The organism is Companilactobacillus nantensis DSM 16982 (genome assembly GCF_001435815.1).
Classification (GTDB): domain Bacteria; phylum Bacillota; class Bacilli; order Lactobacillales; family Lactobacillaceae; genus Companilactobacillus; species Companilactobacillus nantensis.
On the sequence record NZ_AZFV01000002.1, the window covers coordinates 104,869 to 129,376 of the forward strand.

At 35.8% G+C, this 24,508-nt stretch carries 25 protein-coding genes; 24 read left to right on the forward strand and 1 reads right to left on the reverse strand.

What is annotated here, in order from left to right:
• The first annotated feature begins 54 nt into the window (after positions 1–54).
• The 14 genes from FD31_RS01530 (at position 55) to FD31_RS01590 (ending at position 14,811) form a co-directional block, all read left to right on the forward strand.
• The gene (locus FD31_RS01530; RefSeq protein ID WP_010019909.1) at positions 55–330 is read left to right on the forward strand and encodes an HU family DNA-binding protein; all 276 of its coding nucleotides are present in this window, start codon (positions 55–57) and stop codon (positions 328–330) included.
• Between the two features lie 69 nt (positions 331–399).
• Positions 400–1,650, forward strand: a complete 1,251-nt coding sequence (locus FD31_RS01535) for a tetratricopeptide repeat protein (protein WP_057891006.1) — start codon at positions 400–402, stop codon at positions 1,648–1,650.
• 778 nt (positions 1,651–2,428) lie between these two features.
• A complete protein-coding gene (gene nhaC / locus FD31_RS01540) occupies positions 2,429–3,850 on the forward strand; it encodes a Na+/H+ antiporter NhaC (protein WP_057891007.1) in 1,422 nt (473 codons plus the stop codon).
• Positions 3,851–4,048: 198 nt separating this feature from the next.
• The gene (locus FD31_RS01545) at positions 4,049–5,326 is read left to right on the forward strand and encodes an ABC transporter substrate-binding protein (RefSeq protein ID WP_057891008.1); all 1,278 of its coding nucleotides are present in this window, start codon (positions 4,049–4,051) and stop codon (positions 5,324–5,326) included.
• Entirely contained in the window at positions 5,310–6,194 is an 885-nt protein-coding gene (locus FD31_RS01550) for a carbohydrate ABC transporter permease (protein WP_057891009.1), read from the forward strand. The genes FD31_RS01545 and FD31_RS01550 overlap by 17 nt, the downstream gene beginning before the upstream one ends.
• The gene (locus FD31_RS01555) at positions 6,187–7,005 is read left to right on the forward strand and encodes a carbohydrate ABC transporter permease (RefSeq protein WP_057891010.1); all 819 of its coding nucleotides are present in this window, start codon (positions 6,187–6,189) and stop codon (positions 7,003–7,005) included. The genes FD31_RS01550 and FD31_RS01555 overlap by 8 nt, the downstream gene beginning before the upstream one ends.
• Positions 7,006–7,014: 9 nt before the next feature.
• Positions 7,015–8,106 (forward strand): ABC transporter ATP-binding protein, encoded by a 1,092-nt coding sequence (locus FD31_RS01560; RefSeq protein WP_057891011.1) that lies wholly within the window; start codon positions 7,015–7,017, stop codon positions 8,104–8,106.
• The gene (locus FD31_RS01565) at positions 8,099–8,935 is read left to right on the forward strand and encodes a metallophosphoesterase family protein (RefSeq protein WP_057891012.1); all 837 of its coding nucleotides are present in this window, start codon (positions 8,099–8,101) and stop codon (positions 8,933–8,935) included. The genes FD31_RS01560 and FD31_RS01565 overlap by 8 nt, the downstream gene beginning before the upstream one ends.
• A gap of 460 nt (positions 8,936–9,395) precedes the next feature.
• On the forward strand, positions 9,396–10,598 hold the full coding sequence (locus FD31_RS01570; RefSeq protein WP_057891013.1) for a CCA tRNA nucleotidyltransferase: 1,203 nt from the start codon (positions 9,396–9,398) through the stop codon (positions 10,596–10,598).
• A gap of 53 nt (positions 10,599–10,651) precedes the next feature.
• Positions 10,652–11,116: a hypothetical protein gene (locus tag FD31_RS01575; RefSeq protein ID WP_057891014.1), complete on the forward strand. Its 465-nt coding sequence runs from the start codon at positions 10,652–10,654 to the stop codon at positions 11,114–11,116.
• A gap of 70 nt (positions 11,117–11,186) precedes the next feature.
• Complete coding sequence (locus tag FD31_RS14270; protein ID WP_164480479.1) at positions 11,187–11,357, forward strand: hypothetical protein; 171 nt, start codon at positions 11,187–11,189, stop codon at positions 11,355–11,357.
• A gap of 85 nt (positions 11,358–11,442) precedes the next feature.
• Positions 11,443–13,347, forward strand: coding sequence for an ABC-F family ATP-binding cassette domain-containing protein (locus FD31_RS01580; RefSeq protein ID WP_057891015.1), 1,905 nt, complete (start codon positions 11,443–11,445; stop codon positions 13,345–13,347).
• A gap of 10 nt (positions 13,348–13,357) precedes the next feature.
• Positions 13,358–14,308, forward strand: coding sequence for a thymidylate synthase (locus FD31_RS01585; RefSeq protein WP_057891016.1), 951 nt, complete (start codon positions 13,358–13,360; stop codon positions 14,306–14,308).
• A gap of 14 nt (positions 14,309–14,322) precedes the next feature.
• Positions 14,323–14,811 (forward strand): dihydrofolate reductase, encoded by a 489-nt coding sequence (locus tag FD31_RS01590; RefSeq protein WP_057891017.1) that lies wholly within the window; start codon positions 14,323–14,325, stop codon positions 14,809–14,811.
• Positions 14,812–14,938: 127 nt separating this feature from the next.
• On the opposite strand, the gene trhA is transcribed toward FD31_RS01590, so the two are convergent.
• A complete protein-coding gene (trhA, locus tag FD31_RS01595; RefSeq protein WP_057891018.1) occupies positions 14,939–15,589 on the reverse strand; it encodes a PAQR family membrane homeostasis protein TrhA in 651 nt (216 codons plus the stop codon).
• Positions 15,590–15,780: 191 nt separating this feature from the next.
• Here trhA and FD31_RS01600 point away from each other — a divergent pair, with 191 nt between their 5' ends.
• The 10 genes from FD31_RS01600 to hslV all read left to right on the forward strand — a co-directional run bounded on the left by FD31_RS01600 (position 15,781) and on the right by hslV (position 24,501).
• A complete protein-coding gene (locus tag FD31_RS01600) occupies positions 15,781–16,623 on the forward strand; it encodes a DegV family protein (protein ID WP_057891019.1) in 843 nt (280 codons plus the stop codon).
• Between the two features lie 45 nt (positions 16,624–16,668).
• Positions 16,669–17,517 (forward strand): DUF459 domain-containing protein, encoded by an 849-nt coding sequence (locus FD31_RS01605; protein ID WP_057891020.1) that lies wholly within the window; start codon positions 16,669–16,671, stop codon positions 17,515–17,517.
• Positions 17,502–18,113, forward strand: coding sequence for a YpmS family protein (locus tag FD31_RS01610; protein WP_057891021.1), 612 nt, complete (start codon positions 17,502–17,504; stop codon positions 18,111–18,113). Before FD31_RS01605 ends, FD31_RS01610 begins: the two co-directional genes overlap by 16 nt.
• Positions 18,114–18,119: 6 nt before the next feature.
• Positions 18,120–18,350, forward strand: a complete 231-nt coding sequence (locus FD31_RS01615; RefSeq protein ID WP_147007261.1) for a YozE family protein — start codon at positions 18,120–18,122, stop codon at positions 18,348–18,350.
• A gap of 23 nt (positions 18,351–18,373) precedes the next feature.
• Positions 18,374–19,228, forward strand: a complete 855-nt coding sequence (gene ylqF, locus FD31_RS01620) for a ribosome biogenesis GTPase YlqF (protein WP_057891023.1) — start codon at positions 18,374–18,376, stop codon at positions 19,226–19,228.
• Complete coding sequence (locus FD31_RS01625; RefSeq protein WP_057891024.1) at positions 19,218–19,991, forward strand: ribonuclease HII; 774 nt, start codon at positions 19,218–19,220, stop codon at positions 19,989–19,991. The genes ylqF and FD31_RS01625 overlap by 11 nt, the downstream gene beginning before the upstream one ends.
• A gap of 50 nt (positions 19,992–20,041) precedes the next feature.
• Positions 20,042–20,860 (forward strand): DNA-processing protein DprA, encoded by an 819-nt coding sequence (dprA, locus tag FD31_RS01630; RefSeq protein ID WP_057891025.1) that lies wholly within the window; start codon positions 20,042–20,044, stop codon positions 20,858–20,860.
• A 113-nt stretch (positions 20,861–20,973) separates the two neighbouring features.
• On the forward strand, positions 20,974–23,061 hold the full coding sequence (topA, locus tag FD31_RS01635; RefSeq protein WP_057891026.1) for a type I DNA topoisomerase: 2,088 nt from the start codon (positions 20,974–20,976) through the stop codon (positions 23,059–23,061).
• Positions 23,062–23,961 (forward strand): tyrosine recombinase XerC, encoded by a 900-nt coding sequence (gene xerC / locus FD31_RS01640; RefSeq protein WP_057891027.1) that lies wholly within the window; start codon positions 23,062–23,064, stop codon positions 23,959–23,961.
• 15 nt (positions 23,962–23,976) lie between these two features.
• The gene (gene hslV / locus FD31_RS01645) at positions 23,977–24,501 is read left to right on the forward strand and encodes an HslVU peptidase proteolytic subunit (RefSeq protein ID WP_057891028.1); all 525 of its coding nucleotides are present in this window, start codon (positions 23,977–23,979) and stop codon (positions 24,499–24,501) included.
• The last annotated feature ends 7 nt before the right edge of the window (positions 24,502–24,508 follow it).

Consider the following 24,508-nt stretch of genomic DNA (forward strand, 5'->3'; position numbering starts at 1 on the left):
ATAAAAGTTCATGTGTTCTAAAAAATTTTTACAATTTTCCGGAGGTATTCACATATGGCAAATAAAGCTGAACTTATTGATAGTGTAGCAAGTAAAACAGGTTTGACAAAGAAGGATGCAACTTCTGCTGTTGACGCTGTTTTCGAAACAATCCAAGAAAACTTATCAGAAGGTAACAAAGTTCAATTAATTGGCTTTGGTAACTTTGAAGTTCGTCAACGTGCTGCTCGTAAGGGTCGTAACCCACAAACTGGCGAAGAAATTAAGATTCCTGCAAGCAAGGTTCCAGCATTCAAGCCTGGTAAAGCTTTGAAGGATTCAGTTAAATAATTAATTTAACTATCAAAGGGGCGGTCTGATGACCGTCTTTTTTTACGCAAAAATATTGGAGGTATTACTTTGAGTAAAGCAGATGAAGTTATTCAAACAATTGACGATGGTGATTTTTCCCAGGTTGACAGTTTAATTCAAGATTCACTTTTGGAAGATGACGATCAAACACAATTTTCTTTGGCTGAAACATTGATGAGCCGTGGTCTCTCTGTTCAAGCTAAGACGATTTATGACCATCTCTTGACTAATTACCCTACTGAGGGGCAAATCCTCTCCAGATTGGCTGAAATTGCCGTTTCTGACGGTGATAGTGATCAAGCTTTAGATTATATTTCGCAAATCACGCCTGATTCGCCTGCTTATGCCGAAAATCTCTTGGTTTCTGCAGATATTTATCAATCACAAGGTCTCTATGAGGTCAGTGAACAAAAACTTCTTACTGGTATCCGTGAATACCCCGATGAAGAAGTCTTTAAATTTGCTTTAGCTGAAGTTTATTTCGATGAAAATAAATTTAGCAAGGCTTTAACGTATTACGATATGTTGCTTGATATGGATATTAAGAACTATTCTGGTATTTCAATTGTCTTTAGAAAAGCTAGTTCTTTGGCAGGGGATGGTCAATATGAAGCTGCCATTAGTGAATATGAAAAGTTGAATGCCTTGGAATTAAACGAAGATGCGCAATTCCAACTAGGCTTTTTGTACAATCAAGTTAAAAATTACAATAAATCAATTGCTATTTTGGAAAAACTTTTGGAAACTAACCGTGATTATCCAACTGCCTATCCAATCTTGGCAGAAGATTACTTGAACATTAAAAAGAACTCTGATGCGTTCAAATATGCTCAATTAGGCTTGAATTTGAATGAATTAGATGATCGACTATATCAAATTGCCTTTGATGCGGGAACAGCTGAGGACCCAACTGGCGCAGTGAAAATCTTAGAGACTGGAATTAAAAAAGTTGAAAATCCATTGCCATTAATCGTCAAATTGAGTGACTATTATGTTACTAAGGGTCAATTCAAGGCCAACTTGGATCTTTTAGCTGGACGAGATGTCAATAATAATCCTAAGTTAACTTGGAATTTGGCTAAGTCACAGTTTGAAACTGATGATGTCAATGCTGCTCAAGAAAACATTCTCTTAGTCTTAGACGACTTTAAAGATAATTTGGACTATTTGTCAGACTTGATTGAAATCTTACGTAGTACTGGTAATAATGACGTTCTTAGACCTGCACTAGCACTTTATCTTAAGCAAGATCCAGATAATGAAGCAATGCAAAATCTTTTAGATCAAATGAATGACTAATCGTAGGAACACGAGAGTGGGACAAAACATGGTCAGCTTTTGAGTATCAAGGCAAAGAAACGAGTAATCCGATTTTGGATTACTCGTTTCTTTGTTTTAAGCGAAAAAAGTTATGTTTTGTTACATTTTTATGCTGCATGTTTAAGTACGAAATAGTTTGGTCACAGTTATTTTTAATATAAATAGTTAAGTTAGAAATATATTTTATTGAAAATCCTATTTTATTAAAATAATTGATTTTGGAGGCTTGATTGCGCTTTCTACAACTAATAAAATTAAAATAAATCTAATTAATTCTAATTTATCGCTTGCATTCTCAATAACTTCTGCTAATATAACTTACATAAATTGATTTTGATTTTAACGCAAGTAATAAAATATCTGGGTGTTCAGAGAATTGGCGGTCGGTGCGAGCCATGCAGGGTATTTTGATGAAATACAAAATCAAGATCACGTGTCCCACGTTTCGGGAGTAAAGAGCAAATGGACTAATCTATCCATTTGAATTTTGGGTGGTACCGCGCAAATTAGCGTCCCTGCATATTATTGCAGGGGCGCTTTTTTTATACTCTTGGACACGAATTAGAGGAGGAAACAACATGAAATTTATCGAAAAACTTCGAATGCAAGCTACTTTTAGTCAAATCTTAAACGAAAATGAAGTAAACAGTGCAAAACAAAACTATCTTTATAGACCCTATTGGAGCAAATAATGAACAAAATAAATCAAAATCGGGGAAGTTTAACTCCCCATTAAAAAATAATTAGGGTGAGAGATATGAAAAAGAAAAATCGTTTAACTTTTTGGGAAAGTTTAATTATTATGTTAGTCATGTTTGGTATGTTGGGTACCATGATGATTGCTTGGAAAATGACACCACAAATTCCGATTTTATTAACATTTACTTTATTGCTATTTTACGGACGTTTCCGAGGATTTTCTTGGAATGAGTTACAGGAAGGAATTTCTGAAGGTATTAAACCAGGAATTATTCCAATGATTATTTTTATTATGATTGGTGTGTTAGTTTCTGCCTGGTCAATGTCAGGTGTTATTCCAACGATTATGGTTTACGGCTTGGAATTATTGAATGTTCGTTTCTTTCTATTTACAGTATTTATTAGTTGCTGTTTGGTCGGTGTTATTGTTGGTAGTTCTTTCACAACTATTAGTACGTTGGGTATCGTTTTCATGGGTATTGGTCATGTTATGGGTATCAATGTTGCCTTAACAGCTGGTTCAATCGTTTCTGGAGCACTCTTTGGTAATAACATGTCACCACTTTCGGGAACGACTAATCTTTCGACTGGTATCGCAGGTGTTGATAACGTGTTTGATCATATTAGAACCATTTCTCATACGGCCGTTCCTTCAGCTATTGTCACTGCAATTATCTTTTTAGTTCTTGGCCATTCAACAGCTAATCCCGATATGAGTTCAGTTCATCATATTATCAATGCTCTCAATGCTAATTTCTTTATCTCACCATTGATGTTGATTCCGATTGCCGTTTTAATCTTTTGTGCCATTATGCAAATTCCAGCCATTCCAACTTTATTGGCTGGTTCGATTACAGCTATCATTATGCATATTTTTATTGATCATCCCACAATCAAAACGGTTAGTGATCAAATCATGAATGGATTTCAACTAAATTCACCGGACAAAAAAATTAATCTAATAGTTAGTGGCGGTGGTATTACAAGTATGCTAAGCAGTATCTCATTGATCTTAGTTGCCTTGACACTTGGAGGCGTATTATTAAAACTCGGTGTTGTCGACAATTTAATTGGTAAACTAAATAGCCAAGTAAATACACCGGGTAAATTGATTCTTACTTCAATGATCAGTGCCATTGGCGTTAACTTTCTAGTTGGTGAGCAATACATCTCAATTATTTTGCCTGGAGCAACTTTTAAAGAAAATTTTGACAAACAACAAATTAAACCGGAATACTTGTCACGTGTTCTTGCTAGTGGTGGGGCTGATATTAATGCATTGGTTCCTTGGGGCGTTACAGGTATCTTCATTTCCGGTGTTCTTGGTGTCAGCCCAGTAGTCTTCATCTCTTGTGCCTTCTACGTTTGGATGAACCCATTATTGACAGTTATTTTTGCCTTCGTCTTTGGTAAGAACTACAACCAAGTCAAAGCTCCTAAAAAAGTTTTGAGTGGAGAAGTGTCAGAACAAATAAACTAAATATTTAATCTACATAGGAGTGTGACAAGGTATCGTCAGTTTTTGAGCATAAAATTAAACAAGACTAGTAATCCGATTTGGATTGCTAGCTTTTTTTGTAAAGAAATTATACATAAACTTTTCCGTTTCTAAACATTAAATACACTTTTTTTATACAGTCTATCGATATGATTGTTCCTATGAATAGGAGGAAGAAAAGTGAAAAATAGTAATTTAAAAAGAGTTTTATTGATGCTTGGAGTTATGGCTATGGCTGTTTTATTTACAGCTTGTGGTAAAAAGACTTCCGCAACATCAGTTAAACACATCACGTACTGGCACGTTAACGCGCAGACTCAAGGGGGAGCCACAGTTGATGAGTTAGTTAAGAAGTTTAATGATACACACAAAAATATCAAGGTAACTGCTAAATACAACCCAGATATGTATAAAGGTTTGATGCAAAATCTACAATCAGCTCAAGCATCTGGTAAGGTTCCTGATATTACTCAAGTTGGTTGGGCATACGACAATTACTTTGCAAGTAATTTTAAATATATGACTCCAACTGATGCTGCTAAGAAATTCGATGGCAACAGTAAATTCATCGATTCTAATTTTACAAAGAGAACTTTATCATTTGCGAAAGATAGTAAGGGTCATCTAGTTGGCTTGCCATATTCTTTGAGTACACCCGTACTATTTATTAATAAAGATATTTTAAGCAAATACAATATTCAAGAAGATTCATTAGCAACCTGGGAAGGCATTAAGGAAGCTTCTAAGAAGATCCATGATCAATCAGGTAAGTATGGTCTTTACATCCAAGAACCAGCTGATACATGGGCTCAACAAGGAATTATGCTAAGTAACGGTGCTGATATTCAAAAGGGTGGTAAAGCAGCTTTTGCCAGTGCTGGCGGTGTTGGTGCATACAAGTACTACCAAGAAATGGTTAACGACAAGTTAGCACTACACACACCTTGGGCACAAGGAATGGATTCATTCATTAAAGGTGACGTAGCAATGGCCTTTACAACAATTGCACAAGCTTCACATATTAAGAAGAGTGCTAGCTTTAATGCAGCTGCAATCGAGGCTCCACACTTTAAAGACCACAAGACAGTTGTTCCAGTTGGTGGTTCAATGCTAGCAATTACAGCTCAAGATTCAGAACAACAAAAAGCTGCTTGGGAATTTGAAAAGTGGATGTATAAAGCTGAAGCTGCTGTTACTTGGAGCAAGGGAACAGGTTACTTACCTCCAACTAAGGTAGCTTTGGAATCATCAGCATTTAAAGATTACGTGAAAGAAAATCCAATGCTTGACCCAGCCGTTAAGACTTTGGACAACGCTGTTCCATGGACATCATTCCCTAAGAAGGGCTTGCAAGCTGAACAAGCAATGATTGATGCAAGAGATAAAATCTTATCCGGCAGTGACGTTAAATCTACATTGGAGACAGCACAGGATAAAATCAATGCACAACAAAAATAAACGTTTCTTACCATTTCTTTACCTACTACCAACAGCCATTCTGTTGGTAGTCTTTCTGGTCATCCCTATTTTATATACATTCTATTTAAGTTTCTTTGATTGGAATTTGATTGCTCCAACGAAAGAATTTGTTGGTTTAAGAAATTATCTGGAAGTATTTACTGATCCAGTCAATCAAAAAGTTATCTTAAATACGTTGATTTACATTGTTTTTTTGGTGGTTTTGAATTTCTTGGTACCATATTTCATTTCTTTGGTCGTGAAGTTTTTTATCAGCAAGATGCAAGGTGTATATAAAGTTTTATTCTTCATCCCTAGTTTATTTTCACTAGTTGTTGGTGCAATGGTCTTTACTTGGATTTTGAATCCGGTGTCTGGACCGATTGCCTATATTTTGAAAAATTTTGGAATCGCAATGCCCAACTGGTCTAACTCAGGAATTTTAGCCATTACCGTTATTTGTTTTATTACGAATTGGAAAGTTTTTGGTTACAATTTCATTTTATTACTGACAGGTTTGGGTTCAATTCCTAAGAATATTATTGATGCTGCCAAAGTAGATGGTATTCCGAAGTGGCGTTTGATTTGGAATGTTATTTTACCAATGAACCGTGGTATTGGAATTTATGTTTTAATTTTGACCATTGTCCAAGGTTTGCAGTATGTCTTCACACCAATCAATGTCATTACCACTGGCGGACCATACTACGGTTCTTCCAATATGATTTACCAAACATATTTAAATGCTTTTGTCTTATATAAAACAGGAACCTCATCAGCATTAGCAATTGTAACTTTTGTTATCTTTTTAATTTTGCTATTTATTGAGATCCGTTTTGTAGAGAGGAAGGCTAAAAATTATGCTTAAGAGAAAAATCAACTTATGGCACATCCTGTTATTACTAGTTATCTTAGGAGCAATTTTACCAATTCTCTTTATGATTTCTAACTCCTTTAAAACGTTGCGCGATTCATATGGAACGATGTTAAATCTAATTCCGTTACACCCGACGCTGGAGAATTACCAACTATTGAATCAACAAGTAAATCTACTTGGTTTAACATGGAATACTTTTTTAATGGCAACGATGGTTACAGTTGGAAAATTGTTGACGGGACTATTAACAGCCTATGCTTTTAGAAGTTATCAATTTAAAGGGAAGATGTTGATTTACTTGATCTTTGTTTCAACTATCTTTGTTCCCTTCACCATTGTGATGATTCCGAATTATTTAGTAATTGCCAAATTAAATTTATTGAATAATATCATCGGAGTTGCTTTACCTCAATTATGTGATGCAACAGGAATCATGATTTTCTTAAAGACAATGGAGAAAATTCCTAATAGTTTAATTGATGCTGCCAAAATTGACAATATTCCTAATCGAAGAATTTTCTTCAATATTGTTGTGCCAATCTTGAAGCCAAGTATTGTTAGTGTTGGAGCTATTTTCTTCATTAATTCTTGGAATGAATACGTCTGGCCAACATTGATCTTGAAAGATAAAGCAAGTTTCACTTTGCCCTTGGCACTCCAAAACTACATCTCAAGTGAGGGTGGAACTAATTTTCCGTTAGCGATGGCCTTATCAACTATCATGGTAATTTTGCCATTGATTATTTATCTGATTTTTCAAAAATATATTCTAAACAGTATTAGTAATAGTGGTTTGAAGTAGGAGAAATATATGAGTAAAAGCAATGCAACAATTGAATTAAAGAAGATTTCTAAAGAATTTAAAAAAAATACAATTATTGATGGGTTAGATCTGTCTGTTAAAGCTGGTGAATTCTTAGTTTTACTCGGACCATCTGGTTGCGGGAAATCAACAACATTGCGAATGATTGCTGGTTTAGAAGAACCAACTTCTGGAGCAGTGATGATTGATGACGAAAATCTTCAGGAAATGAAAGATGATGGTCATACAATTGCAATGGTTTTCCAAGATTATGCCCTTTATCCGAATATGACCGTCTATCAAAATTTAGAATATGCTTTAAAAGTTCATAAGGTTCCAGCGGAAGAACGAAAGAATCGAATTGAAAATGTATTACAAACATTGAATCTGGTTAAGTATAAAGATCGATTACCATCCCAATTATCTGGTGGTCAAAAACAACGTGTTGCAGTTGGCCGAGGTATGGTTAAAAAAAGTAAGATTTTTCTATTAGATGAACCACTTTCCAACATTGATGTTCAGTTGCGTGAGAAAGCACGTGATGAGATTCAAAAATTACATGTGATGAATCAGCAGACTATCGTGTATGTGACGCATGATCAGTTAGAAGCAATGGCACTAGGTGATCGGATAGCTGTTATGAATCAGGGTATTATTCAAATGATTGATATCCCTGAGAATATTTATAATAAGCCGACTAATTTGTTTGTTGCTAAGTTTATAGGAACGCCACAAATCAATCTGATTGAGGTGGAATTACAAGGCAATCAATTAAAATTAGCTGGCAAAACAGTTATTGAAACAATGGACGTACATTTACAATCACAAAGTTACTATCTTGGAGTCAGACCAGAGAACTTACATTGTTCAAAAACAAGAGTAAGTGATTTAAGTTTGGAAGTAGTGGTCGAGGACATTGTAGATTACGGTCGCTTTGTACAGTTGCTATTAGTAATGGAAGATGGACGTCACTTGAAAGCCATTGTCAACGAGCTTGCGTTTGAAACTGGTGATAAGGTATTTGTTACGTTGCAACAAGAAACAAGTCTTCTGTTTGATCCAACGACTGAAAAGAATTTGTATTGGGGGAACTATGAGTAAGTATAAAATTATCCAAATTACAGATACCCATTTGACACCGAATGGTGCAGCAATGGCTAATAATCAAAAAGTTGATCCATATGTTAAGTTAGATAACATTTTCTTGGATGTTGCCAAAATGCCAGTTAAACCAGATTTAATCGCCATTACTGGTGATTTGATTCATGAAGGAACGGCTGAGGATTACGATCGACTTTATCAAATAATTGACCATTACCATGAAATGTTGAATATTCCAATTCAAGTAGTCCTCGGTAATCATGATCGGACAGCAGAGTTTTTTGAGGGTTATCTGAAGCAAATTCCACGTGAAAAGTATTATTATTTGCTTGAAACAGAAGAGACTAATTTATATTTTCTTGATAGTAAATTTTATAACTATGAACAAGGTTACATTGGTCAGGAACAATTAGACTGGTTACAAGATAATCTCCGTAACAATTCGAAGCAATCAGTTATCTTTCTACACCATCCAATTGATGGTCCAGCAATGCATCATATGCGTTATAGTATTTTACAAGAGAGTGAACAATTAATGCGGACAATAAAAAACAGCCCGGTTAAGGCTGTTTTCTCAGGACATATTCATTTTGAAACTTCGTTTGTCAAAGACGGAATCTTGTTACATTCGACAGATTCTAGTGCTTATCACATTGATTGTGATGACGAGCACCGTCATTTGATCTATGATGCCACGTACTATGACATCATTACAATTGCCGATGGTGAAATCGGTACAGAGACTAGGTGTCTTTACGAAGGACAAGATATTATCAATCATGTTGACGTAATTGATACTGATTTTGTAAACGAAGATATCTTTGATTAAAGGAAAAAACGTACAAACTTCCCCTGAAGTTTGTACGTTTTTTTTGCGAATTGAGTTATTTTTTATCCTTGCCAGCTACCATGCTGATCAAAAGGACTATTGAATTGAGAAGGAGTGCAGAAAAAGTTAACCAATCGAGACCACAGATAGCACCAACCCAAATACCAATTAATGAAATCAAAAGTATAATATTTACCATATCTAACGAATATCAGAACCCCTGATTTAGTTTATGCGCTTTCTTATCTGATATTCTTTCACATCCTTATTGACTCTATTATATCTATCTTTAATAAATCGTATATAGTCTTAACCGAAATAATTGCCAGTTTTAAACGTTTTATTGAAATTGTCTTATCCTTAATTATTATAATTATGAGAATAATCGGGTCAGTTTCTAAGATGATTACTAATTGGTATATAATGTAAAAAGACACTTTTTAAATTGTGAGGTAAAAATATGCAAATCAAACAACTTCCTGCGGATTTTATTGAAGCACTGCCAGTTTTAGAAGAAATTGAACAAGCCGGATATGAGGCTTATTTTGTTGGAGGAAGTGTGCGCGATCACATTTTAGGTTTACCGATTCACGATGTCGATATTGCGACTAGCGCTTATCCAGAAGAAATCAAAGAAATTTTTAAGCGAACCGTTGATACAGGCATTCAACATGGGACTGTAACTGTTCTCATGGGGGATGATTCTTACGAGATTACGACCTTTCGAACAGAATCAGGTTATCAAGATTACCGACGTCCTGATAAAGTAACTTTTGTCAGATCACTAGCTGATGATTTGAAACGTCGTGACTTTACAATTAATGCATTGGCTGTTGACCGCAATGGAAATGTCATTGATAAGTTCGATGGTTTGAAAGATTTGGACGACCATATTATTAGAGCAGTTGGGACTGCAGAGGCCAGATTCCACGAAGATGCTCTGCGTATGATGCGTGCAGTCCGTTTTCAAGCACAACTAAATTTTGAAATTGAAAAGAATACCGCCCAGGCCATTGCTGATAATGCACCATTGTTAGATAAGATTGCTGTCGAGAGAATTCGTGAAGAATTTGTTAAATTAATGCTCAGCAATTCTTGGCAAACAGGTTTTTCAAACTTTCTAGAATTAGGCTTGAGTGAATATTGTCCCGAATTTAAAGGACAAAAAATGGAATTAGAGGAATTGCTTGATCCTAAGAATCAGACTTTTGCTGGTGAAGATGCGGCATGGAGTGCAATTGGTTATGTTTTGAGTTTAAATCATCAAGAATTTAATAAATTATTACGTGACTGGAAGGTCTCAAATAAAACACGAGAGGCCAGCCTGAATACTTTGAATTTATTACATTTATTTGAAAATCAAGATTATGATCTTTGGAATATTTATAAATTAGGCACTGATAATTTGCCACGAACGATTCAACTTTGCCAGATGTTTCTCATTGAGTTTGACTACGATAATTTACAAGCAGAAGTTGCTCAAATCACCATAAAAGATAGTCATGATTTAGCGCTTACAGGGAAAGATATTTGTAAGATTCTGGGAGTGAAACCAGGTCCAATTATTGGAAAATCAATGTCCCAAATAGAGCGAGCTGTCGTGGAAGGAAACGTTTCCAATAATTTCGATGATTTGAGACATTATTTGTTAAGTAATCAATAATGCTGTGGTATCATGAAAACAGTAAGTATTTTAGGATTTGAAAGGGTGATAATATGACTAAACATGTTTTTAAAGAACTTAAATTCTACTTTAGAAATGACGATACTTGGACAGTTAGCCACAGTGAAATGAGAGATATTTGGATTGCTCGTGTAACAACTAGTTATGGACGTATTCATGGTGGACGTATGCAAGAGATTCACCCATGCAAGCGTTTCCGAATCGAAATTTTGCCAGATGCTGATTACATTAAGGATACTGATGTTTCAACAGCAGCTATGGCTGATGGGATGTTCAATCGTATTATTAAATATCAAGATATTGAAAAATGCGATATTGTCTTTGAGGATGATCAAGATAAGGAACCAATGCAAATTTACTTCCCATTCAAACAAAAGGATGTCGAAGGATTGGACAATGCTTATCAATCTTCAGCTGTTTCTAGCAAGAATGGTGAACTTTACATTTCAATCGATCCAGAAAATACTGTTTACGACATATATAAAGAGGATCTTTAATAATCAAAAATACGGGATATTAGTTAATGCTGTTAACTAAGTCCCGTATTTTCTTGGGCGGGGGAAAACAATGGATAATTTGAAAATTGGGACAATGGTTACAGTGATTGATCAGACGGACGCTATGAAAAATCAGTTTGGAGTAGTTGTTTACCATGACAAAAAGCGTGAAAAAGTTTTAGTTAGATTTGGTGGTCAACAGCAGCTGTATTATACTGTCGACCAGTTGAAAGAATATTAATAGAATGTGATAATAAGAAGGAAAAGAAAGACATACCTCTATCTACATTGGGTAGGGGAATTTTTTATTTATAGTGGTGAAATAATTGAAAACCTTAAATATCTCAAATGCTTCAAAATCATTCGGTGACAGAACGCTTTTCACCGATGTAACTTTTACAGTTAACGAAGGCGACCGGATTGGTTTGCTTGGCTTAAACGGAACCGGAAAAACGACGTTACTCGATGGTATCGTCAATAATAGTGATCTCAATACGATTGATATTGAAAAGCCAAAGGATTATAAAATTTCCTATCTCAAACAGCAACCTGACTTGGATGACAATTCGACGGTTATTGATGCTGTTTTCAACGGTAGTGGTGAAAAATTCCAATTGATTCGTCAATACGAAAATTCATTAGCCAAATTCAATGCCAATTCAACTGACGAGAAAATTCAAAATGAATTTTTTAAATTACAAGAGAAAATGAATGCGGCTGAAGCTTGGCAAATGGAATCAGATGTTAAGTCGATTTTGAATAAGCTTGGCATTACTGAACTAGACAAAAAAATTGGTGAATTATCTGGTGGTCAACAAAGACGTGTTGCTTTGGCAGAAACTTTGATTTCTGAAGCTGATCTTTTAATCCTAGATGAACCAACTAACCACTTGGATTACGAAGCGATTGCTTGGTTACAAACTTATTTGAGTAAGTACAAAGGTTCAGTGCTTTTTGTTACCCATGATCGATACTTCTTAAATGAAGTTGCTACACGAATTTTCGAATTGGAAAATCGTAATGTGACTGAATACGACGGTAACTATGAAAAGTACTTGCAACAAAAAGCTGATAATGAAGAAATTTATGCATCTGAACAGCACCACAAGACACAACTTTACAAACAAGAATTAAATTGGATGCGTGCTGGTGTTAAAGCGCGTGGGACCAAACAACAGGCCCGAAAAGACCGTTTTACTGACTTGAAAGAAGATTTACAAAATAAACCTGATGTTCAAAAAGAAATGTCAATTGATATTGCACAACAACGTTTAGGAAATGATGTTTTTGATATCAAGGATGCTAGTTTGAAATTCGATAAGCATGTTATTTTGAATAAGTTTAGTTATTTAGTTTCTCGTGGGGATCGAATTGGAATTACTGGTTCTAATGGATCAGGTAAGACGACTTTCTTGAATACAATTGCTCATCAATTGCCACTTGATTCTGGTGAAATCAAAACTGGTCAAACAGTTCGTTTGGGCTACTATACTCAACAGACACGTGATATGGATCCCGATAAACGAGTTATCCGTTATTTGGAATCAATCGGTCAAGGCGCTAGAAATAATGACGGTACACAAATGTCAGCTTCACAAATGCTTGATACCTTTAAGTTTGATCATCAAATGCAAGGTGCTTTTATTCGTGAACTCTCCGGTGGTGAAAAACGTCGTTTGTACTTATTGGCTATCCTAATGGATCAACCAAATGTTTTACTATTGGATGAACCAACCAATAATTTGGATATTGAGACGTTGACGATTTTGGAAAATTATTTGGATAGTTTTAAGGGAACTGTCTTGGCTGTTTCCCATGATCGATACTTCCTTGATAAAGTTGCCAGCAAATTGTTGATATTCGAAGGCCAAGGTCAGATTGAAGAAAGCTATGATTCATATTCTGGTTATTTGGAACGAGAGACAGCAGCTAAACAAGCCAAGCATCATGAAGATAAAGCTCAAAAACATGATGAAGTTAAACAAAGAGCTGAAGAAACACAAAAGGCTGAGCCTAAGAAGAAATTGACTTACGCTGAACAAATGGAATTTGACAAGCTTGAACCTAAAATTGAAAAAATTGATGATGAAATGGCTGAATTAAAACAACAGTTGAATGATTCATCGAATGACTATGAAAAATTAATGGATTTCCAAAGACAACTTGACGAAAAGACAGCTGAGTCTGATAAGTTAATGGATCGTTGGGAATACTTAGGTCAATTTATTTAGGAGAAAATAAATGCATAACGAACAACAATATTTAGATCTATTGAGATATGTTTTGGAAAACGGCCATAAAAAGAGCGATCGCACCGGAACTGGTACAATTAGTACCTTCGGATATCAAATGCGTTTTGATTTGCAAGAATCCTTCCCACTTTTGACGACTAAAAAGATTCCATTTGGTCTAATTAAGAGTGAATTGTTGTGGTTTTTGCATGGCGATACTAATATCAAGTATCTCTTGGAACACAATAACCATATTTGGGATGAGTGGGCCTTTAAAAATTATATTGAAAGTCCTGAATACACTGGACCTGATATGACTGACTTTGGGCGTCGGAGTTTGATTGATGATGAATTTGCCCAAGCTTATAAATTTGAAAAAAAACAATTTGATGAAGCGATTTTGAATGATCCACAATTCTCAGAAAAATTTGGTAATCTCGGGGATGTTTATGGTGCACAATGGCGTCATTGGCAAAAACGGGATGGCGGGATTATTGACCAAATTAAGAATGTTATTCATCAAATTAAAACAACGCCTGATTCAAGACGTTTGATTGTCAGTGCTTGGAATCCAGAAGACGTCCCAACAATGGCATTGCCCCCTTGTCATACATTATTCCAATTCTACGTTAATGACGGGAAACTCTCTTGTCAGTTGTATCAACGCAGTGGTGACCTATTCTTAGGTGTGCCATTCAATATTGCAAGTTACGCCTTATTGACGCATTTAATTGCGCGTGAGACTGGTCTTGAAGTAGGCGAATTCATTCACACTTTGGGTGATGCCCATATTTATTCAAACCACGTTGAACAAGTTAAGACACAATTGGGTCGTCAACCAGTAGCCGGTCCACAATTAGAAATTACAAGTGATAAAAGCATTTTTGAAATCGATACGAAGGACATTCGTGTCACTGACTACAATCCACAACCTGCAATTAAAGCACCTATTGCTGTTTAAAGGAGAAATTATCAATGATAAGTTTTGTTTGGGCTGAATCAAAGCATCACATTATTGGTGTCGATGGCCATTTACCTTGGAAGTTACCCAATGATATGAAACGATTTAAAGATGTAACGACGGGGCATCCTATTGTGATGGGAAGAAAGACATATGAAAGTTTTCCCAATGGTCCATTGCCAAATCGTTTGAATATTGTAATCTCACGTAATCCAGATTATCCAGTTCCTGAATCGGTTGTTTTATTGACGGATAAGAACCAATTATCGCAATATGTTCAACCAACTGAAGAAGCGATGGTTATCGGTGGTGAAGGCATTTTTAAGATGTTTGTGGACGATGTAGACCGATTGTATCTGACAGAGATTGATCATGACTTTGCTGGTGATACCAAAATGGTTGAAATTGACTACAATAAGTTTAAATTAACCGAAAAAAAAGAAGGTACTGTGGATGAGAGAAACATCTATCCATATACCTTCAAAACCTATGACAAAATTTAATTAACGTGCCGTCTCCTTAAATTTGTATATTATCGTAGTTTGAAATTTTATTTTGATTAATTGAATTATTTTTCAATATGTCTATGAAGTAGTTATTGATAATTCAAAAGAATCGTCTTCATTCGTATTAATTAACAAAAAAGTAAACAGAGAAGTACATTAAAGCTGTACCGATCATGACGAAAATGTGCCAGATTACATGAATGTATTTGAGGTTTTTCATTAAGTACAGACAAGCCCCGACGGTAAAAGCAACGCCGCCAGCGACTAATAGCTCGATGCCGGTTGCGCCAATGGCGTTATAAAGTGGTTTCATTGCGATAATAATGGCCCAGCCCATGAGGACGTATAGCAGTGTTTCGAAGTATTTGAAACGACCGACGTTGAAAATCTTATAGAGAATTCCGCCGATAGCTAATACCCAAATGAATGCTAGAATGCTGTAACCGAATGCTGAATGCAAGGCAACCAGGCAATATGGGGTGTACGTTCCTGCAATCATGAGGAAAATGGAACTATGATCAAAGATTTGGAAGACGCCCTTGGCACGAGTGAAATAAAGACTGTGAAAGAGTGTTGAACTCAAATATAAAAAGAACAACGTAAACGCATAGATAAAGTAAGCGGTGATATTGAGTGGATTACCTTGGTGAAAGCCTTTGATCAGTAAAAAGACTGATCCGATAATCGCTAAAATAATCCCAATACCATGTGTTACGGCACTAAAGACTTGATCTGTAATCAAATATGCCTTTGAAAAAGTATGTTTTTTTGACATTTTAAAAGCTCCAATTGTTTTGACTAGTTTCTTTGCCTATTATAACTGCCTAGGGACTTTTCATACAATGACAATATTGTATAATTAATTATAGTTATTAATTAAAATACTTAATAAATACTAATTTACCCAGAATAAGTTTGTTATAATTGAAACAATTAAGAATTAAAACCCTATGAAAGAGGGATAAAATGAGTAAAGTAAAAATCCTTGCCGATTCATCGGTACAATTAACACCAGAGGAAATAGAAAAATATGACATTGGCATTGTTCCTTTAACAATCAGTATTGATGATAAGACATACACTGATGGCGTAGATATCACCCGTGAAAAATTCGTTGAGGAAATGGATTCTTCTAAAGACCTACCAAAGACGTCACAACCATCAATCGGTACTTTTATGAAGGTTATTGATGAAGTTCCTGAAGATTACACAGACATCTTGGCATTGATCATGACGCCGGCAATTAGTGGAACTATTAATGCCGCTCACCAAGTAGCTGACATGACTGACCGTAACATGGAAGTTATCGATACGGAGTTTACTGATCGTGCTCAAGGGTTCCAAGTCCTTAAAGCTGCCCAACTAGCTCAAGAGGGTAAGTCAGTTGAAGAAATTAAAGCAGCTATTCAAAAAGTTCGAGATCATACATACTTATACATGGGTGTCACAAGTATTGAAAACATCTTACGTGGTGGCCGTTTGAGTCGCTTTGCAGGAACTTTATCAACCTTGTTGAACATCAACTTAGTTTTAGTAGTTAAAAACAATAGTTTGGACATTGCTAAACGTGGTCGTGGTCGCAAGACAATTGAAAAGTATATGAATAACGTTATGGAAGAAATCAAAGAACTAGAAAATATCAAGGCAATTGGTATTTCGTACGTTGATAAGATGGATTACGTAAACGAACTCAAGGAGAAGTTGGCTGAAATTGTACCGAATGTACCATTACTAATTCGTGTCACAAGTCCGGTTATTGCAACACATGCCGGTTCAGGTGCCTTCGCTATTGAATTTTATACAGAGTAAAGCTGATGATTGCATCAGCTTTTTTTTGAAAGATGGATTATTACAATGAAAAAGAAAAGTATTTGGATCATATTATTGATTGTTTTAGTGATTGCTGTTGGTGGTGGGACGTATTATTTTGTTAACCATAATCAGCAACAAGTTACCGAAACTAAAACAGTTAAAAAAACAAAACCGAAGAAAAAAGTTATCCCTAAGAAAACGAACATTAGTATCGTTGCTGTCGGTGATTCATTGACACAAGGTGTCGGTGATTCAAAATCAGTTGGTGGTGGCTATGTAACTCGTTTAACTAAGAAAGTTCAAGATAAATATAAGGTTAAAACTGAGTCACATAATTACGGCGTTTCTGGTGATACGAGTCAACAAATTATGGCACGAATCAAGTCTGATGATAAGATGCATCAAGACCTTCCCAAAGCTGATATTATTACCGTAACAGTTGGTGGTAATGACTTCATGCACTTGTTACAAAGAAAAGGTTTGGATTTGACAGAAGGCAACATTGCCGATGAACAAGTTCAATTTGATAAACGATTAACGCAATTGTTAACTGATATTAGAAATTATAATAGTAAAGCACCAATTTATTTAATTGGAATTTACAATCCGTTCAGTATTTATTTAAGCAATGTTGCAAATGCTAAGAAAGCCTTTATTAATTGGAATAACGGTTCAGCTAAGGTTGCTAGCACCTTTAATGAAGTGCACTTTGTTGATATTAATAATTTATATCAGTCAAAAGGCATTACTAAAAAAGTTAAGAAAACAGGTAGCAACCCTTATCTCTACACAAAAGACCACTTCCATCCAAATGGGACCGGTTATGATATGATGACAGACAAGGTTTTTGAAAAAGTAAACGGGACAACAAAGGAGTGGCTTTACAAGTAATCATGAAAAGAAATTATTGGAAATATGCATTTATCGCGTTAGTAGCAATTATTGTCATTGGTTTAGGCTATATGGGAACGAAAGTTTTGAGTTCTTCAAGTGATAGTTATCAAGTTTCATCAAAAATTAAAAATCAAAATGCCAAAGTTTTTACCGTTAATATGGATAAACAAGAAGCTAATAAAATGGCACAATATTATTTAAAGAACACTTTGAATGATGGTAAGACTGATTATCAATTGATTTTGAAGAAGGATGCTGAATTAACTGGTTCCATTGCCTTTTTAGGTGCTAAAATACATTTTACAATCTTAATGCAACCATATGCCAAAACTAATGGGGATGTTCTTTTAAAAGCAAAAGAGATGAAGATCGGTGACTTATCATTGCCAATCTCTTTCGTAATGAATTATATTAAGAATAGTTTTAAAACACCTGAATGGGTTAGTATCGATGGCAAACAAAAGACAATTCTCTTGAAATTTACTAAGTTTACAACCAAAGAGGGATATGGTATTCGTGCTAAGAAAATCGATTTGCAAAATAACAAATTGTCCTTTGAAGTAATGAATAGTAAAATTACGGATAATCAGTAGGAAGGAATTAATATGAGACGCAGTTTTTACGAGTTTTTAATGACTCTTCGCAATGCGGAAAGTGTTGAACCAGAAGCAGAGTTTGCGAATAATGCTTTTCACGATACATCTTTTCCAAAACAGGAAGAGGATTATCAAAAGTTATCCGAATATTTGGAATTGAATGCGGGTTATTTACCTAGCATGACGATTTTTGATGAAGCTTTTCAAAAGTATCAAGAAATAGATAAAAAATAAATTGACGAAAATAGGTGATGGTAATGGCATTACAGTGGTATCCGGGACATATGAACAAGGCAAAAAACCAAGTACAAGATCGACTAAAACTAGTCGACATTGTTTTGGAAATTGTTGACGCAAGACTACCTTTCTCTTCTAGAAACCCCGTATTGGAACAAATTATCGACCAAAAGAAGCATATTATTATTTTGAACAAGTCGGATTTGGCTGATCCTAAGGTTACACGTGACTGGAAAATCAACTTTCAACAAGAAGGAACTAACTCAATTGAACTCGATGCTAAGCACAACAAGGGCCTTGGTCAAATTAAGAGTATGATTCGTTCAGAGTTATCTGAAAAAATCGAACGCTATGAAAATAATGGTGTTCAAAATTACCGTATTAAAGCGATGTGTATCGGGATTCCCAACGTTGGAAAGTCGACTATTTTGAATCGTCTTGTTGGGAAAAATGTTGCCGTAACTGGGAATAAACCTGGTGTGACAAAGAATCAAAATTGGTTGAAGACAAGTATCGGTATCGATCTTTTGGATACACCAGGTATACTTTGGCCTAAGATCGATGATCCTAAGGTAGGGATGAAATTGGCTCTATCTGGCGCTATCAAGGATAAAATCTATGCACCTGATGATGTAGCTATTTATGCTTTAAACTTCCTTGAGACGCACTATATGGACCAATTACAGGAAGCCTATGGGTTGACTAATGCCGATATCTTCAATCATACGACACCAGAGTTGTTGATGAACCTGACACAAAAGTTTGGTTACAGAGATGACTATGATCGAGCTTCACGTCGAATCATTGATGATGTTCGTAAGTTGAAACTGGGTCGTTTAACGTTTGACGTTCCCGGGGAGTTTTATGAAGAATAAATACACGATTAAAGATGCTAAAGAAATACTGAATGATGATGAAGTTAGTCAATCATTATTAACTGAGTTATCAGAAGATTCTCGGAGTGGTATTAAAAAGTTATTAGAGCAATATTATAAGAAGCAAAAAAAGCACCAGGAACTAATTACCCGTTTTCATCAAAAAGAGTTCTTGGAAAAACCATTTTGGGATAATGGTGCTGATGTCGCTGGAGTAGATGAAGTTGGTAGAGGACCGTTAGCTGGACCAGTTGTCACAGCTGCGGTTATTTTGCCACCCGATAATACGCTTTATGAAGTAGATGATTCGAAAAAATTGTCTAGTTCTAAACGTGATGAACTTTACAAGCAAATTTGCGACCAAGCGGTTGACATTAGTGTTGGCGTGGGTAGTCCTGAATTGATCGACACGCAAAATATCTATCATGCAACGGAACTTACAATGCGCGATGCCATTAATGGCTTGTATTTGAAACCTGATCATATTTTAGTTGATGCGATGACTATACCAGTTGACATCCCACAGACAAAATTGATTAAAGGTGATTCCAAGTCATTGAGCATTGGTGCGGCCAGTATCGTTGCTAAAGTGGCTCGTGATCGACTGATGACTATGTACAATCATCTTTATCCTGAATTTGGCTTTGAAAATAACGATGGTTATGGAACAAAACAACATTTAGAAGCATTGGAAAAAGTTGGTCGGACAAAAATTCATCGTTTGAGTTTCGCACCGGTTAAAAAAATTCATAAATTGTATTAAAATGAAGCATCACTTCCGTATTTTTTAATTAAGGGAGTGATGTTTTTCTTATGAATGAATTGACAGAATTTTTAATCAGATGCAGAATGACTGGCATGGTGTCCAATCAGATAATGTTAAAAATTACAAAAATTTCAATAAATAGTGCTAGTCTAGAGACTGAGGCTTGTTATTTTTTGAAAGAAACCTTTGGGTTTGAAAAATATAATCAGTTTCTACTATTATTAGGACACGAACCTGAAAAGTTACCGGCAGCGATTAATTATCTTGACGAGGAGTATCCACAACTCTTAAGAACTATTTATAATCCACCGGCACTCTTGTTTTTTTCAGGAAAGATTGCTTTACTTAAAACTGATTGTATTGCCATCGTCGGTGCTCGAGAAGCGACAAATTATAGTTATCGTTGCATTGGCGGGCTTGTCCCACGTTTAGTAAATCGTTATACTATTGTGAGCGGTTTAGCAAAAGGTGTCGATTCTTGGGCGCATCAACATACGCTCAAGAATAATGGACAAACAATCGCAGTCACTGCCTGTGGTCTGGATTTGGTTTACCCCCAAGAAAATCTTGATTTACAGGACCAAATTATGAATAATGGTTTGGTAATCAGTGAATATCCGCCGCAGACTAAGGCCCAAAGATTTCATTTCCCCCAAAGAAATCGAATTATTGCTGGCTTGAGTCAAAAAGTAATCATTACCGAAGCTCGTAAAAGAAGTGGCGCGTTGATTACCACGGATTTAGCTTTAGAAAATAATCGTGAAGTTATGGCGATTCCTGGTCCCATTGATCGGTCTTTGTCGGTTGGTTGTAACCGGTTAATCGAAGAAGGGGCCACGCCATTGATCAACTTCAATAATGTATAAATTTAAATCGTTAATTTTAAAATTCTTTCGAGAGTTTAAGTTGACAAAATAAAAAATCTGTGATTAATATATTGACAGTTTTAATTGAGCCATTTGGAAAGGAGCACTATTACGTGCCATCAACTAAACAAAAAAATTTGGTGATTGTGGAATCACCTTCAAAAGCAAAAACAATTGAAAAATATTTGGGACGTAATTATCACGTAGTTGCTAGTTTAGGTCACGTTCGAGATTTGCCTAAGAGTCAAATGGGTGTCGATATCGAACATGATTACGAACCTAAGTACATCTCTATTCGTGGTAAAGGTCCTGTTATCAAAGATCTTAAAAAGGAAGCTAGGAAAGCCAAACGAGTTTATCTGGCAGCCGATCCGGATCGTGAAGGAGAAGCCATTGCTTGGCACGTCTCACATTTACTTGGTCTTGATGATGATGGAAAAAACCGGGTGGTCTTTAACGAAATCACTAAAGATACTGTTAAACAAGCTTTCAAATCACCTCGTTCAATCGATATGAACTTGGTTGATGCTCAACAAGCTCGACGAGTACTTGACCGTTTAGTAGGTTACTCAATTTCTCCAATTCTCTGGGCTAAGGTTAAAAAAGGCCTTAGTGCTGGACGTGTTCAATCAATCGCTTTGAAATTAGTGATTGAACGTGAAAATGATATTAAAAAGTTTATTCCTGAAGAATATTGGACCATTGAGTCTGTCTTCAAGAGTGGCAAAGATAAGTTCAAGGCTAACTTCTATGGTTTAGATGGTAAGAAGGCTGAACTTAAGAATAATGATCAAGTCAAAAACGTTTTGGGCAAGATCGATAAGAAAAAAGATTTCAATATTGATAAAGTTACGAAAAAAGAACGTAAACGAATGCCTGCTGCACCGTTTACAACTAGTTCTTTGCAACAAGAAGCTAACAAGCGTTTAAACTTTAAGACACGTAAGACCATGATGATTGCTCAACAATTGTATGAAGGAATCAATTTGGGACGTAAAGAAGGTACAGTTGGTTTAATTACTTATATGCGTACCGATTCTAAACGTATTTCTAAAGTTGCTGAAGCTGAAGCTTCGAAATTTATTCATGAAGAATATGGTGAACCTTTCGCGATTGTGAAAGAACGTAAAGATAAGAACCAAGAAGGTGCCCAAGATGCCCATGAAGCTATCCGTCCATCTTCTGTCTTTAGAACACCAGCTTCATTGAAAGATATCTTAAGTCGTGATCAGTTCAGACTTTACAGTTTGATTTGGTCAAGATTTGTTGCCAGTCAAATGACACCAGCTGTCTTTGATACAATGACAGTTGATTTGTCACAAAATGGCGTAATGTTCAGGGCTAATGGTTCAAAAATCAAGTTTGAAGGTTACCGTAAGGTTTACCAAAGTACTTCTGATACTTCGAAGAAAGATAATATCTTGCCAGAATTAAATGAAGGTGATGGAGCTAAGTTACAAACAAATGACCCAGCTCAACATTTCACACAGCCACCTGCAAGATTTACTGAAGCTTCCTTAGTTAAGGCTTTGGAAGAAAATGGTGTTGGTCGTCCCTCAACTTATGCTCCAACAATTGATACGATTCAACGTCGTTACTATGTTAAATTGAACGGTAAGAGTTTTGAACCAACTGAACTTGGTGAGATCGTTGATAACTTAATTCAAGATTACTTCCCAGATATCGTTAATATCGACTTTACAGCTCATCTTGAGGACGAACTTGATAATATTGAAGAAGGTAAGGAAGATTGGGTCAAAGTCGTTGACCACTACTACAAGCCTTTTGCTAAAGAACTCGAATCAGCTGAAGATAAGATTGAAAAGGTCCAAATTAAAGATGAACCAGCTGGCATGGATTGTGATATCTGTGGTGCACCAATGGTTATCAAGATGGGCCGTTATGGTAAGTTTTATGCATGTTCACGTTTCCCAGATTGTCGTAATACGAAACCAATCGTTAAGGAAATCGGCGTAATTTGTCCTAAGTGTAAGAAGGGACAAGTTATTGAACGTAAATCAAAGAAGAATCGTATTTTCTACGGTTGTTCCAGATATCCTGACTGTGATTTTGTATCATGGGATAAACCAATTGGACGTGATTGTCCAAAGGATGGTCACTACTTAGTTGAAAAGAAGGTTAAGGGTGGTCGTCAAGTAATCTGTCCAAATGGAGATTATGAAGAGGATATTCAAAAGTAAATGAAAGAACAAAAATTAATCGATAAATTTGTAGATAATTTAATGGTTAATCATCGCTATTCGGAAGAAACAAAAAAATCTTATTTAGAAGATATAGATAATTTTGTTTCTTTTTTAGACTCAAATGGTGGTTTTACCGGCTTTACGAAAGTGAACCGAATTGATGTCGATACTTATTTAACTTATTTAGATGAAAAAGACTATGCTGATGAGACAATTGCTCGTAGAATCTCTGCCTTACGGTCTTTTTACACCTTCTTAGTAAAAAATAAATTCATCAAGGCAAATCCCTTTGACTTGGTCCAATTGCGCCATAAGGGCCGGAAACTGCCGCATTTCTTCTACGAAAAAGAGATGACACAATTGTTCGATGCCGTGAAGGGGGATGACCCACTTTCGCAAAGAAATTCAGCTTTACTAGAATTGCTCTATGCCACTGGCATGCGAGTGAGTGAGTGTGCTAATCTATTACTAGATCAATTAGACTTCTCCAATGAAATCGTTTTAATTCATGGTAAAGGAGACAAAGATCGATACGTTCCCTTTGGCAGTTATGCGAAGAATGCATTGGAAATCTATTTTGATCAAGGTAGACAGACGTTGATGACGAAAAATCATCAAGACCATAACTATGTTTTTGTAAATAATCGTGGTAAAAATTTGACTAGTCGTGGAATCGAATATATATTGGATCAAATAATCAAGAAAACAAGCTTGACATCTGATATACATCCGCATATGATACGTCATACATTTGCCACACACATGCTTGATCATGGTGCCGATTTACGAACGGTCCAAGAATTGTTAGGACACTCTAGTCTTTCGACGACCCAGATCTACACTCATGTGACAATGGAACATTTACAAAAAGATTATAAAAAATATTTTCCAAGATAAGAGGAAGGTAAATCAATGACTACAATAGTTGCTGTTAAGCATGACAACCACACTGCAATTGCCGGTGATGGTCAAGTTACATTAGGTGAAAAATATATTATGAAGGGCTCAGCTCACAAAGTTAGACGAATCTTTAATGACCAAGTCATTATCGGTTTCGCCGGTGGTGTAGCTGATGCTATGACACTCCAAGATTGGCTAGAAAAGAAACTTAAAGCATATTCTGGTAATTTAAAACGTGCTGCCGTTGAACTAGCTCAAGATTGGCGTAAAGATCCAACTTTACAAAAACTCGAAGCAATGTTGATTGCTATGGATAAGGATAATTTATTACTTATCTCAGGTAGTGGTGAAGTGATTGAACCTGATGAAGATGTTGTTTCCATCGGTTCTGGTGGTAACTTTGCTCAAGCCGCAGCCATTGCTATGCAACGTCATGCTCAAGACATGGATGCTGAACAAATCGCTGTCGAAGCAATTAAGATTGCATCAAGTATTGATATTTTTACAAACGAAAATATTATTTCTGATAAATTTTAGAGTGGAG